Origin of the sequence: Roseburia intestinalis L1-82 (assembly GCF_900537995.1) — a bacterium.
In the GTDB taxonomy this organism is placed as follows: Bacteria; Bacillota; Clostridia; order Lachnospirales; family Lachnospiraceae; genus Roseburia; species Roseburia intestinalis.
Map to the genome: position 1 here is coordinate 3,876,653 of NZ_LR027880.1, position 12,651 is coordinate 3,889,303.

Annotated in this window: 17 protein-coding genes; 3 read left to right on the forward strand and 14 right to left on the reverse strand. The window is 43.6% G+C overall.

All coding sequences use genetic code 11. The annotated features are described in order from the left end of the window. Nucleotides 1–7 precede the first annotated feature (7 nt). The 11 genes from rpsQ to rpsJ all read right to left on the reverse strand — a co-directional run bounded on the left by rpsQ (nucleotide 8) and on the right by rpsJ (nucleotide 5,579). Nucleotides 8–265, reverse strand: a complete 258-nt coding sequence (rpsQ, locus tag RIL182_RS18175) for a 30S ribosomal protein S17 (protein WP_006857860.1) — start codon at nucleotides 263–265, stop codon at nucleotides 8–10. Nucleotides 266–291: 26 nt separating this feature from the next. Continuing rightward, complete coding sequence (gene rpmC / locus RIL182_RS18180) at nucleotides 292–501, reverse strand: 50S ribosomal protein L29 (RefSeq protein WP_006857861.1); 210 nt, start codon at nucleotides 499–501, stop codon at nucleotides 292–294. After that, nucleotides 491–928 (reverse strand): 50S ribosomal protein L16, encoded by a 438-nt coding sequence (gene rplP, locus RIL182_RS18185; protein WP_006857862.1) that lies wholly within the window; start codon nucleotides 926–928, stop codon nucleotides 491–493. The genes rpmC and rplP overlap by 11 nt, the downstream gene beginning before the upstream one ends. Continuing rightward, nucleotides 928–1,584: a 30S ribosomal protein S3 gene (gene rpsC, locus RIL182_RS18190; protein ID WP_006857863.1), complete on the reverse strand. Its 657-nt coding sequence runs from the start codon at nucleotides 1,582–1,584 to the stop codon at nucleotides 928–930. The genes rplP and rpsC overlap by 1 nt, the downstream gene beginning before the upstream one ends. An 11-nt stretch (nucleotides 1,585–1,595) precedes the next feature. Then, nucleotides 1,596–1,982, reverse strand: a complete 387-nt coding sequence (gene rplV / locus RIL182_RS18195; RefSeq protein ID WP_006857864.1) for a 50S ribosomal protein L22 — start codon at nucleotides 1,980–1,982, stop codon at nucleotides 1,596–1,598. Nucleotides 1,983–2,006: 24 nt separating this feature from the next. Continuing rightward, complete coding sequence (rpsS, locus tag RIL182_RS18200) at nucleotides 2,007–2,288, reverse strand: 30S ribosomal protein S19 (protein ID WP_006857865.1); 282 nt, start codon at nucleotides 2,286–2,288, stop codon at nucleotides 2,007–2,009. A 242-nt stretch (nucleotides 2,289–2,530) separates the two neighbouring features. Then, nucleotides 2,531–3,376, reverse strand: a complete 846-nt coding sequence (gene rplB, locus RIL182_RS18205) for a 50S ribosomal protein L2 (RefSeq protein ID WP_015519990.1) — start codon at nucleotides 3,374–3,376, stop codon at nucleotides 2,531–2,533. A 69-nt stretch (nucleotides 3,377–3,445) separates the two neighbouring features. Continuing rightward, complete coding sequence (rplW, locus tag RIL182_RS18210) at nucleotides 3,446–3,745, reverse strand: 50S ribosomal protein L23 (RefSeq protein ID WP_006857866.1); 300 nt, start codon at nucleotides 3,743–3,745, stop codon at nucleotides 3,446–3,448. Continuing rightward, on the reverse strand, nucleotides 3,745–4,365 hold the full coding sequence (gene rplD, locus RIL182_RS18215) for a 50S ribosomal protein L4 (RefSeq protein WP_006857867.1): 621 nt from the start codon (nucleotides 4,363–4,365) through the stop codon (nucleotides 3,745–3,747). Before rplD ends, rplW begins: the two co-directional genes overlap by 1 nt. A 27-nt stretch (nucleotides 4,366–4,392) precedes the next feature. Continuing rightward, nucleotides 4,393–5,076 (reverse strand): 50S ribosomal protein L3, encoded by a 684-nt coding sequence (rplC, locus tag RIL182_RS18220; RefSeq protein ID WP_006857868.1) that lies wholly within the window; start codon nucleotides 5,074–5,076, stop codon nucleotides 4,393–4,395. 185 nt (nucleotides 5,077–5,261) lie between these two features. Beyond that, complete coding sequence (rpsJ, locus tag RIL182_RS18225) at nucleotides 5,262–5,579, reverse strand: 30S ribosomal protein S10 (RefSeq protein WP_015560093.1); 318 nt, start codon at nucleotides 5,577–5,579, stop codon at nucleotides 5,262–5,264. 794 nt (nucleotides 5,580–6,373) lie between these two features. On the opposite strand from rpsJ, the gene trkA reads away from it, so the two are divergent. The 3 genes from trkA to RIL182_RS18240 all read left to right on the forward strand — a co-directional run bounded on the left by trkA (nucleotide 6,374) and on the right by RIL182_RS18240 (nucleotide 10,111). Further along, nucleotides 6,374–7,732, forward strand: coding sequence for a Trk system potassium transporter TrkA (trkA, locus tag RIL182_RS18230; protein WP_006857869.1), 1,359 nt, complete (start codon nucleotides 6,374–6,376; stop codon nucleotides 7,730–7,732). 6 nt (nucleotides 7,733–7,738) lie between these two features. Then, nucleotides 7,739–9,178 (forward strand): TrkH family potassium uptake protein, encoded by a 1,440-nt coding sequence (locus RIL182_RS18235; protein WP_006857870.1) that lies wholly within the window; start codon nucleotides 7,739–7,741, stop codon nucleotides 9,176–9,178. A 72-nt stretch (nucleotides 9,179–9,250) separates the two neighbouring features. Next, nucleotides 9,251–10,111 carry a class I SAM-dependent methyltransferase gene (locus tag RIL182_RS18240; RefSeq protein ID WP_006857871.1) on the forward strand — a complete coding sequence of 287 codons (861 nt, stop codon included), beginning with the start codon at nucleotides 9,251–9,253 and terminating at the stop codon, nucleotides 10,109–10,111. A gap of 85 nt (nucleotides 10,112–10,196) precedes the next feature. Here the strand turns inward: RIL182_RS18240 and RIL182_RS18245 are convergent, their stop codons facing one another. The 3 genes from RIL182_RS18245 to RIL182_RS18255 form a co-directional block, all read right to left on the reverse strand. Next, entirely contained in the window at nucleotides 10,197–11,138 is a 942-nt protein-coding gene (locus RIL182_RS18245) for a magnesium transporter CorA family protein (RefSeq protein WP_022112778.1), read from the reverse strand. Nucleotides 11,139–11,215: 77 nt separating this feature from the next. Beyond that, nucleotides 11,216–11,716, reverse strand: a complete 501-nt coding sequence (locus RIL182_RS18250; protein WP_242655591.1) for a GNAT family N-acetyltransferase — start codon at nucleotides 11,714–11,716, stop codon at nucleotides 11,216–11,218. 177 nt (nucleotides 11,717–11,893) lie between these two features. Further along, complete coding sequence (locus RIL182_RS18255; RefSeq protein ID WP_006857874.1) at nucleotides 11,894–12,643, reverse strand: HAD family hydrolase; 750 nt, start codon at nucleotides 12,641–12,643, stop codon at nucleotides 11,894–11,896. Nucleotides 12,644–12,651: the final 8 nt, after the last annotated feature.

The following is a 12,651-nucleotide window of genomic DNA, read 5'->3' on the forward strand; positions in this document are numbered from 1 at the left end:
CCTTTAATTATTTTGCTCTTTCCATGATTTCTACAAGTCTCCATCTCTTATCTTTCGATAATGGTCTTGTCTCCATAACTTTTACTTTATCACCGATCTTACATTCGTTATTCTCGTCATGAGCTTTTAATTTGTATGTTTTCTTAACGATCTTGTTGTAAAGAGGATGTCTTACGTTATCCTGGATTGCAACAGTGATTGTTTTATCCATCTTGTCGCTTACAACAATACCAACACGTGTTTTTCTAAGATTTCTTTCTTCCACGACCGATTAATCTCCTTTCTGGAATCCTACTGCGCAACTTTTTCTTTCTCAGTAATGATTGTCTGAATTCTTGCAATATTCTTTCTTACTTCTTTGATTCTGCTTGTGTTGTCCAGCTGATTCGTTGCGTTCTGGAATCTCAAATTGAAAAGTTCTTTTTTAGCTTCTACTAACTGCGCATTTAAGTCTGTTACAGACTGGCCTTTTAATTCTTCTAAATATTTACTAGTTTTCATTTGATACACCGCCTTCTAAATCTGCACGTGAAACTACTTTACATTTGCAAGGTAATTTGTGTGTAGCAAGACGTAACGCTTCTTTCGCAACGTCTTCCGGAACACCGGAGATTTCAAATAATACACGACCTGGTTTCACAACGGCTACCCAGTACTCTGGAGCACCCTTTCCTTTACCCATACGAACACCCATAGGTTTATGAGTAATTGGTTTCTCTGGGAAAATTTTGATCCAAACTTTACCACCACGTTTGATATATCTTGTCATCGCAACACGGGCTGCCTCGATCTGATTTGCTTTGATCCAGCATGGCTCAGTTGAAATAATACCGTACTCACCATAAGTGATCGTATTACCTCTTGTTGCCTTTCCGCTCATAGAACCACGGAACTGTTTACGATGTTTTACTCTCTTTGGCATTAACATTACTGTACTCCTCCTTCCTTATTAGCTCTTGTCGGAAGTACCTCGCCTTTGTAGATCCAAACCTTAACACCAACTTTACCGTAGGTTGTATCTGCCTCAGCGAATCCATAATCAATATCAGCTCTTAATGTCTGAAGCGGAATAGTTCCCTCTGAATAGAACTCTGTACGAGCCATATCAGCACCGCCAAGACGTCCGGAACAGGATGTTTTGATTCCCTTTGCTCCTGATTTCATGGTTCTTCCCATGCAGGATTTCATTGCTCTACGGAAAGAAACACGGTTCTCTAACTGTAATGCAATGTTCTCAGCTACTAACTGAGCATCACGATCCGGTCTTTTAACTTCTTTGATATCAACAACTAATTTCTTATCTGTGAATTTCTGAACTTCGCCTTTGATCTTCTCGATCTCAGCTCCGCCTTTTCCGATTACTACACCCGGTTTAGCTGTGTAGATAATAACTTTCACACGGTCAGATGCTCTCTCGATCTCGATCTTAGAAACACCTGCTGCATATAATTTCTTTTTCAGACATGTTCTGATATTGTAATCTTCTACTAAGAAATCTGCAAAATCTGCTTCCGCATACCATTTAGAGTCCCAGTCTTTGATAACGCCGACTCTTAAGCCATGTGGATTAACTTTCTGTCCCATATTTGACCTCCTTATTTCTCGTCAAGCACGATTGTGATGTGGCTCATTCTCTTCTCGATTCTGTAAGCTCTACCCTGTGCTCTCGGTCTGATTCTCTTCATTGTCGGTCCTTTATTTGCGTAGCACTCTGCAACATAAAGGTTTTCTGCTTTCATTCCATTGTTGTTCTCAGCGTTTGCGATTGCTGACTCTAATAATTTCTTTACTAAGCTTGAAGCATATCTCGGATTGTATGTTACGATAGCCAATGCTGTCTGAACATCCTTTCCACGGATTGCATCTAACACGAAACAAGCTTTCTGAACAGACACTCTTGCGTAAGATAACTTAGCGGAAGGTCTGGTATCTTTTACTTCATTTCTCTCTCTTTTAATCTGACTTCTATGTCCCTTAGCCATGGATGAAACCTCCTTTCAAATATCTTATCTAACGCCTGATTTCTTTTCGTCTTTTCCATGTCCTCTGTAAGTTCTTGTTGCAACGAACTCACCAAGTTTATGTCCAACCATATCCTCTGTTACATATACAGGTACATGTTTTCTTCCGTCATGAACAGCGATGGTATGACCAACGAACTGAGGGAAGATTGTAGAACGACGTGACCATGTCTTAATAACAGATTTGTCACCAGATGCATTCATAGCGTCTACTTTTTTCAGCAGGCTTGCATCAGCGAATGGTCCTTTTTTTAATGAACGAGCCATAATTTACCTCCTATTTTGTCAGTCCCCTTTACACACTGCCGTGTGTTTCCTCGGACTCCGAACATCTTGTTTATTATATCAGAGATTACCGGAAGAAGCAAGTAAAACTTCTCCCGGTTTTCCAATTTTTTATTATTTTTTTCAAAGACCGGAAGAAGCCGTCTCTTATCTCTCCCCGGATCACCGTTGTGAACCGGAAGAAACCGTCCTTGCTTCTTCCAAGCCTTAAAATAAGCGCCAGCTTATTTTAAGGCTTTTCCGTCTCTACGTCTTACGATCAGCTTGTTAGAAGATTTATTCTTCTTTCTAGTCTTAAGACCAAGAGCAGGTTTACCCCAAGGAGTACATGGGCCTGGACGTCCGATCGGAGCACGTCCTTCACCACCTCCGTGTGGATGGTCATTCGGGTTCATAACAGAACCGCGGACTGTTGGGCGAACGCCCATATGACGTTTACGTCCTGCTTTACCGATGTTAACCAAGTTGTGGTCACCGTTTCCGATAACACCGATGGTTGCGCGGCATTTTAAAGGTACCATACGCATCTCGCCTGAAGGAAGACGAAGTGTTGCATATTTTCCTTCTTTTGCCATTAACTGAGCGCTCATACCAGCGGAACGAACTAACTGTCCGCCCTTGCCCGGATATAACTCAACGTTGTGTACCTGAGTACCGACTGGGATATTCTCAAGCGGTAAGCAGTTACCAACACGAACTTCTGCTGTTGCACCACTCATAACAGTCATTCCGTCTGTTAATCCCTGTGGAGCAAGGATATAAGCTTTCTCACCATCTGCGTAGCAGATTAAAGCGATGTTAGCTGTTCTGTTCGGATCGTACTCGATTCCGACTACTTTAGCCGGGATTCCATCTTTACCGTTTCTCTTGAAATCGATAACTCTGTATTTTCTTCTGTTTCCACCACCATGGTGTCTTACAGTGATTTTACCCTGATTGTTACGACCAGCATTCTTCTTTAAAGAAGTTACCAGAGATTTTTCCGGAGTTGTTTTTGTGATCTCGGAGAAATCAGAGCCAGTCATATTTCTTCTGGAAGGTGTATATGGGTTATATGTCTTAATTCCCATTGTTGTTCTCCTTTCGATGTTTGTTATCGCGCATCGCTGCGCTTAGGTTGCAATCGAACGTTGTTTTTCTTACAGACCAGCGAAGATCTCGATGTCTTTGCTGTCTTCTGTTAACTGTACGATAGCTTTCTTTGTCTTAGCAGTTTTTCCGTAAACCATTCCACGTCTTTTATTTTTTCCGTCCATGTTCATGGTATTAACGCTGGCAACTTTTGTGCCTTCGAACATTTTTTCAACTGCTTCTTTAATCATGGTCTTGTTTGCTTCCGGATGAACTAAGAAAGTATATTTCTTCTCAGCCATAGCTGCCATGGATTTCTCGGTGATAACCGGTTTGAGGATTACATCATAATACTGTACGTTTGCCATTATGCATACACCTCCTCGATAGTCTTAACAGCGTCTTTTGTTACAACAACTGTATCATATTTTAATACATCAAATACGTTTAACTCGTTTGTCTGAGCAGTTTTAACAGTCGGAACATTGCTTGCAGATTTGATCACGTTTGTATCCATATCGTTTAATACAACTAATGCTTTCTCAACTTTTAAGTTGTTCAGAACCTGAACGAAGTTCTTTGTTTTGATAGAGTCAAGTTTTAACTCGTCAACAACGATGAACTTGCTCTCATTTACTCTGGATGTGAGTGCAGATTTTAATGCTGCTCTCTTCTCTTTTTTGTTTAATTTGAAAGAGTAGTCTCTTGGTACCGGAGCAAATACAACTCCACCATGAGTCCACTGTGGAGCTCTTGTTGAACCCTGTCTTGCATGACCGGTTCCTTTCTGTCTCCATGGTTTTCTACCACCACCGCGAACTTCAGAACGTGTTTTTGCTTTCTGAGTTCCCTGACGGTTATTTGCAAGCTGCTGAAGTACTGCCATGTGTACGAGATGCTCGTTAACTTCTACTCCGAAAACAGCATCGTTTAACTCCAGGCTTCCTACTTCTTTGCCTTCCATATTATAAACAGCTACGTTAGCCATTGTTGTTTCCTCCTTTCCTATCTAGCACTATTTACCTGCTTTTACAGTTTCTTTGATTGTTACCATGCATTTCTTAGCGCCTGGTACAGCACCTTTTACTAAGAGCAGGTTGTTCTCAGCGTCAACTCTTACAACTTCAAGATTCTGTGTTGTAACTTTTACGCTTCCCATATGTCCAGGCATTCCTTTTCCCTTGAATACACGGCTCGGTGAAGAACATGCACCGTTGGAACCCTGATGACGATGGAATTTAGAACCATGAGCCATAGGACCTCTATGCTGTCCTAATCTCTTGATAGCGCCCTGGAAACCTTTACCTTTGGAAATTGCAGTAGCGTCGATTTTGTCGCCCTCTGCAAAGATATCAGCTTTGATAACATCTCCAAGTTTGTACTCGTCTGCGTTCTCAAATTTGAACTCTCTGACGTATCTCTTTCCGGATACACCAGCTTTTGCAAAGTGTCCCATCTGAGCTTTGTTTACGCCATGTCTGTTTCTGATTTCTTTCTTACCATTTGCATCTTTGCTGACAACTTTTTCTTTCTTGTCTGCATATGCAACCTGAACTGCGCTGTATCCGTCGTTCTCCACAGTTTTGATCTGTGTTACGGAGCAAGGACCAGCTTCCAATACAGTAACCGGCACTAATACGCCGTCTGCGTTGAAGATTTGAGTCATTCCGACTTTTGTTGCTAAAATCGCTTTCTTCATTCTTTTACCTCCTGTTTACTCTACAGCGGAACGCTTCATGCCCATCGATGTGGGGTAGCGGAACCGTTCATCCTAGAAAGTCCATATAAGTGGATGTGGAAAACCACATAGAATGGAGGCTGATGCCGAACATTCTTTGCTTCTATATAAAACCCTTCAGGATATTAACAAATTTGTTTGAAGAATTATTTATTCTTCATTTTGATATCGATGTATACACCAGCCGGCATCTCTAAACGAGATAAAGCATCAACTGTTTTCTGAGTTGGTGTTACGATATCGATCAGTCTTTTATGAGTTCTCTGCTCGAACTGCTCGCGTGAATCCTTATATTTGTGAGTCGCTCTTAAGATAGTAACTACTTCCTTCTTAGTAGGAAGAGGTACCGGTCCGCTCACCTGTGATCCGTTCTTCTTTACAGTCTCGATGATTTTTTTTGCTGATGAATCTACTAATTCGTGATCATAAGCTTTTAATGTGATTCTCATTACTTGACTTGCCATAAAAAAAGTCGCCTCCTTTTCGCACTTTTGCAAGCGATAAACTCGCTTTGGTACGACAAGCGGTGACTGCACACATTCCCGTGCGTATCATGAGCTTTTACCCATAAAAAGAAACTTCTCCGCACCATCGAATGCTAGGAGTTCTTCTGACAGCCTTCCGGTCTGCCCGCACGTTGTTTCTACTTTGTAGATGTTACTCGTATACAGTGACTTGTCGCCAGTTTCCTAACTTGACATTCGCTCCACGGAAAACCTGCCATATCGGCAGCAACCTCACGCTTCTACGCTATCAATGTCACAGCACTGCTTAGTATATACGATAATTTTGAGAAATGCAAGTATTTTTTCCATTTTTCTTTCATATTTTTTTGCGGGTTTCTTTGTCAATGTAACCCCCGTCTTTCCCTGCCACTCTTTCCTTTTTTATTCTGCTAATGTTTTATACTTTTTGTGGCTTTTCTGTGCGCATATGATATAATGAACGCAAGTGAGTCAACATGCCTGCATGATTGACGAACGGTGAATTGGAACATGTGCTGGTTTTGCACATGCTATAATGTGCGTAAGTAATGAGCAGTGCCAAATGAGTGAAAAACAAAAAATGACTGCTTGCAGGCACTTTTTTGTTTTTTGCTCATTTGATAGGGCGGTGCTAGGTGCCGGTGGCACCTGTTTAGCACGGACCGAAGTGGAACGTAGATGCCCGTCAGACCAGGAAATCTCTGATTTTCCGGTCTGGCACTGCGTACTCAAGTACATTCAAATCAGACTATTATTAGAGGAGTTACCATATCATGAAGATTATTATCGTAGGCTGTGGCAAGGTGGGCTATACTCTCGTAGAGCAGCTTGGCAGCGAAGACCACGATATCGTAGTCATTGACGAGAAACCGGAAAAGGTTTCCACCATCACAAATAATCTCGATGCGATGGGCATCGTAGGAAACGGAATCAACCACCAGACTTTAATCGACGCCGGCATCACAACCGCCGACCTTCTGATTGCCGTGACCGGTGACGATGAGAAGAATCTGCTCTGCTGTGTCATCGCGAGAAAGACAGGCCACTGCCAGACCATCGCCCGTGTGCGCAATCCTATATATAATAAGGAAATAGAATTTTTAAAGAAAGAATTTGGGCTGGCAATGATCATCAACCCGGAACTTGCCGCTGCAAACGAGATTGCACGCATTTTCCAGTTTCCATCTGCGATCCGTGTGGATACCTTTGCCAAGGGTCATGTAGAGCTTCTTCATTTTAAAGTAACCAAAGGCTCTCCGCTGATCGCCTTAAAACTGTTTAACCTGCATCAGACATTGCACAGCAACGTTCTGGTCTGCACCGTCATCCGTGGGGATAAAGTCATCATTCCAAACGGTGATTTTGAATTTCAGGAAAACGACGTGGTTGCGATCGCATCCGAGCGCCGCAATGCGATCGACTTTTTCCGCAAGATCGGCATCGTGAAAAACCGTGTCGGAAACGCCATTCTCGTCGGTGGCGGCAAAGTGTCATATTATCTGGCAAAAAGTCTGCTCGCTTCTGGCATCCGTGTGACGATCATTGAAGTAGACCGCGAACGCTGTGACATATTAAGTGAACTGCTGCCGCATGCCACCGTGATCTGCGGGGATGCAACTGATCAGAATCTTCTTTTACAGGAAGGTCTTGAACATGCGCAGGGTTTTGCAGCGCTGACCGGATTAGATGAGGAGAATATCCTTCTCTCCCTCTATGCAAATGATATCTCCAACGCAAAGACCGTGACAAAAATCAACCGGATCAATTTCCATTCGGTCATCAACGAGCTGAATCTTGGAAGTATTATTTATCCGCGTATCATTACGTCGGATTACATTTTAAAATATGCACGTTCCACTTATAATTCCAAAGACAGCAATGTAGAAACGCTCTATAAACTTGCAAACGGTAAAGCCGAGGCTTTGGAATTTATTATCAAAGCAGACTCCGCCGTTGCAGGAATTCCACTCGCAGATCTGCATTTCCGAAAAAATACTCTGATCTGCTGTATTTACCGCAATGGCAAAGTTATTATCCCGAGTGGTCAGGATATCATGATGGCCGGTGACTCTGTTTTAGTCGTACTATCCGGTTACCGCATTTCCGATATCAAAGAGATTCTGGAGGACTAGGCGGCAATGAATTATTCGATCGTTTTATATATTTTAGGCTGTGTTTTAAAATTTGAAAGTGCCTTTCTGATACTTCCAGCACTGGTCGGACTGATCTACCGTGAACATGCTTCTGTCTCCTATCTGGCAGTTGCAGTTTTATGTCTGATACTCGGTGTTCTTCTGACTCATAAAAAGCCACGTTCTACAAATCTCTACACCAGGGAAGGTTTTGTAGCTGTCGCACTCAGCTGGATCATCATGAGTATTTTCGGTGCCATTCCTTTTGTGCTGACCGGAGATATTCCGTTTTATGTGGATGCACTGTTTGAGACGATCTCCGGTTTTACTACAACGGGGTCAAGTATTCTGACCGATGTGGAGAGCATCTCAAAAGCCAGCCTGTTCTGGCGCAGTTTCTCCCACTGGATCGGCGGTATGGGAGTGTTCGTTTTCATTATGGCGATCCTCCCTATGATGGGCGGCTCCACGATGAACCTGATGAAAGCAGAGAGCCCCGGGCCTTCCGTGAGCAAGCTGGTTCCGCATGTGAAAGATACCGCAAAAATCCTTTACGGCATCTATATTGCCATCACGATCTGTGAAGCGACGATTTTGCGTGCACTCGGCATGCCGTTATTTGATTCGCTGACGACTACCTTTGGTACTGTCGGCACCGGTGGATTCGGCATCAGAAATGACAGTATTGCCGGTTATTCCCCTGCGATCCAGATTACGATCACAGTTTTCATGATCTTAAGCGGTATCAATTATACTGCCTATTTTTATATACTGACAGGCAAAATAAAAGAGCTCTTTAAAATTGAGGAAGTCCGCTGGTATCTCGCGATCATCTTCGGATCGGTGGCTGTCATCACATGGAATGTCCGGTCCTTGTATCCGACGTTCAGCGAGACTCTGCGCCATGCATTTTTTCAGGTTGGCTCCATTATCACAACGACCGGATATGCGACCACAGACTTTGATCTCTGGCCTGCTTTATCTAAAACTCTGTTGGTAACACTAATGTTTATCGGTGCCTGTGCTGGAAGCACAAGCGGCGGTATAAAAGTTTCCCGTATCCTGATCTTACTGAAAACGATCCGTAAGGAACTTTCACTGATCATCCATCCGCGTCAGGTAAAAAAGATCCGTATGGACGGACATCCGGTCGATCACGAAACCTTACGTTCCGCGAACGTATTTCTGGTCGTTTATTTTGTACTGCTGCTGACTTCTATGCTCCTGATCAGTGTGGATGAGTTTGATTTTTCAACGAATTTTACTTCCGTTGTCACGGTGTTAAATAATATCGGCCCCGGGTTAAATCTCGTCGGTCCGACACAGAATTTTTCAATTTTTTCTCCGTTTTCCAAATTTGTTCTGATGTTTGACATGCTTGCCGGAAGACTGGAACTGTTTCCGATGATGATTCTTTTAATGCCATCAACCTGGAAACGCAAATAATCGGATATGTGATGCAGACATTCGATTGTCATGGATAACAGAATCACAAAATGACTATGAAAGGATTTATTTATGTGGATTGCAAATAACTGGAAAGATTATGAAGTAATAGACTGCTCCTGTGGCGAAAAGTTAGAGCGCTGGGGTAATTATACGCTTGTGCGCCCGGACCCGCAGGTCATCTGGGATACGCCAAAAAAAGAAAAAGGCTGGAAACACATGAACGCTCACTATCATCGCAGCAAAAAAGGCGGTGGTGAGTGGGAGTTTTTTGATCTGCCGGAGCAGTGGAGTATCCATTACGGTTCTCTGACATTCCAGCTGAAACCGTTCAGTTTTAAACACACCGGACTTTTCCCGGAGCAGGCGGTAAACTGGGACTGGTTTTCCGATAAGATCCGTTCGGCAAAACGCCCGGTCAAAGTCTTAAATCTGTTCGCCTACACGGGCGGTGCCACACTTGCCGCTGCCGCTGCCGGAGCTTCGGTCACACATGTGGATGCCTCAAAAGGTATGGTCACCTGGGCAAAAGAAAACGCTGCATCCTCCGGTCTCTCGGATGCGCCGATCCGCTGGATCGTAGATGACTGTGTCAAATTCGTGGAGCGTGAGATCCGCCGCGGCAATCACTACGACGCGATCATCATGGACCCGCCTTCCTACGGAAGAGGCCCTAAAGGTGAGATCTGGAAAATCGAGGACTCCGTTTTTCCGCTGATCAAACTCTGCGCCCAGCTGCTGACAGACAAGCCTCTGTTTTTCCTTGTAAATTCTTACACAACGGGACTTCAGCCTGCAGTGCTGCGCTATATGATCGCCACTGCGTTAGAAAAATATGACGGAACCGTCACCGCAGATGAGATTGGACTGCCGGTGTCCTCCAATGGACTGGTGCTGCCTTGCGGGGCAAGCGGACGGTTTGAGGGGAAATAAAGACTACCCTGATTTTTTTATATAACTTTCTCAAAAAAGGAGTTCTGCATCAACAAAAGTTGTTGACGCAGAACTCCTTAACTTTTTACAACATCTTCTTCTTCCGAAGCACCAGCATCGTCACAATGCAAATCAGCAGTGTCAGAACACAGATGATCAGAAATCCGTGCGGTGTATTTGCAAACGGCATCCATTTTTCATTGACATTCATTCCATAGATACCGGAAATAACAGTCGGGATTGCCATGACGATCGTGATGGATGTCAGGTATTTCATGACATTGTTCAGACGATTATCAATGACAGATGACATCAATTCTCTGGTACCATTGATAATATCACGGTAAATGGATGTCATCTCGATTGCCTGCCGGTTCTCGACAATAACATCACCTAGCAGTTCCTTGTCCTCCGGGTACTGCTCTAAGCGCTTATACCTGGTCAGTCGGTCTAAGACCACGCCATTTGCACGCAGGGATGTCGCAAAGTAGACCAACGTAGACTCTAATTCGTGAAGGTCGATCAGATCGATATCCTCTGTATTTTTGCCGATCCGCTCCTCGATCTCCGTTCTTTTCTTATCGATGACACGCAGGTTCATCTGATAGTTTGTCGCCGTGCGGAACAAAATCTGATATACAAAACGCATTTTTTTCTTCGTGCTGAACTCTTTCACACGGTTGTTGACAAAGTTCTGCAATACCGGTGTATCATCGGTACAGACTGTCACGATCACATCCTGCGTTAAAATGATACCGAGTGGGATTGTCGTGTAACTCTGTTTTTCATGACGTATCTCAACCGTTGGAATATCGACTAAAATCAAAGTATAACCATCCTGAAGTTCGATACGGGAGCTCTCCTCCTCATCGAGTGCGGCCTGGATATCTTCGATATCTACATTCAATACTTCTGCAATCTCGGCACATTCCTGATGCGTCGGCTGGAGCATCTGCACCCATACGCCGTCCCCGATCTTTTCCTCTTCCTGGATCCGCTGATTATCCGTCTTAAAATATCTTATCATGGCATTTTCCTCAATTTCCCGGGATACTGCCATGTATCATGCCAGGTTTTTGCACATTACATTTTCCGGGAATCTTTCTATTCAATTTCTCTGTCATAAATGATCTGATATGCGTTTAAGCCCAGTTTCCTGCCAAACTTAACGCCTGCCTGTCTGATCTGACCACAGTAAGAAAAACCAAAGCGTTCATGCAGACGGATACTGACTTCATTTTCACTGGTAATCAGTGAAACAACTGTTCCGATCTGCGGGCACTCTTTGGCATATTGCAATGTTTTCTCCATGAGACTGCGGCCAATGCCACGCCCTCGATAACCCGCATGAATATAAATAGAGATCTCAACTGCAGGGTCAAAAGCCTTTCTTTCCCTGTAACGTGAAAGAGAGGCATAACCCGCGACTGTGCCTGCCTCTTCATATACAAAGATCACATACTGGCCTGTGTGTGCCTGAAACCACGCCAGACGATCCTCGTAATCCTTGATTTCCGTATCAAATGTTGCTGTTGTATGTAAAATGGCATCGTTGTAAATGTCCATCACTGCCGGAATGTCTTTTAACTCTGCTTTACGAATCATAATAATCCCCATTTTTGCGCATCTCAAGTTTGTGCGTAAGCACAAATCTTGCGTGTGAAAAATCTTATTTTTCACACTGATACCTCAACATTATTTATCATAGCACAGATTTTTATACGACGCCATGAAAAGTTTGTAAATTCCATGTAAATGAGATTTTGGGTTATCATTTATTTTTCATATTCTTCCCACAGCTTCCGCAAACGCTTCCAGATAAATATCTGCCTGCTCCCTGATCTTGTCCTGTTCCTTTTCACTTGCCGCATCATAAATACCAACCGTCACAAACCCGGCTTTTTTCGCCGTCCCGATCGCATAAAGTGCATCTTCAAACACCAGCGTGTGTTCCGGTTTTGTTCCAAGGAAATCAGAAGCCGCATGATAAATGTCCGGCTCCACTTTTCCTTTGCCGATTTCCGTGCAGGTAAATATCCGTTCAAAATAAGAAAGCAGGCCTGTGCGCTTTAATGCTGCCTCCACCATAGGGCGGTCTGTCGAGGTTGCCACGACCATTTTTATTCCTTCTGCCTGCAGTTTATCCAAAAACTCCCTCACGCCCTCTTTGGGCTGTACCTCTTTTTCATACGCAGTATAAACGATATTATTTACACCGGTCACGATCTCATCCGTCGATTCCGTGAGGTGGTAATTTTCTTTCACGTATTCCGCACCCTTTTGCATGCTCATGGAAAACAAAATCTCCGAAAGTTTTTCCCGCACCTCAATTCCTTTGTTCTGCAGATACCGCTCGCTGGCGTGTTCCCAGACCGGCATGGAATCAAGCAGTGTTCCGTCCATATCAAAAATTGCGCCCTGTATCAGCTCTGTTTTCATATTCATCCCTATTCTTGCATTTGTAGTTTTGCTTTTCTTCAATGTCAGACTCATGCATCTCAAAAATTTATTTACCATTAATGCCAGGTTCATGCATTTTG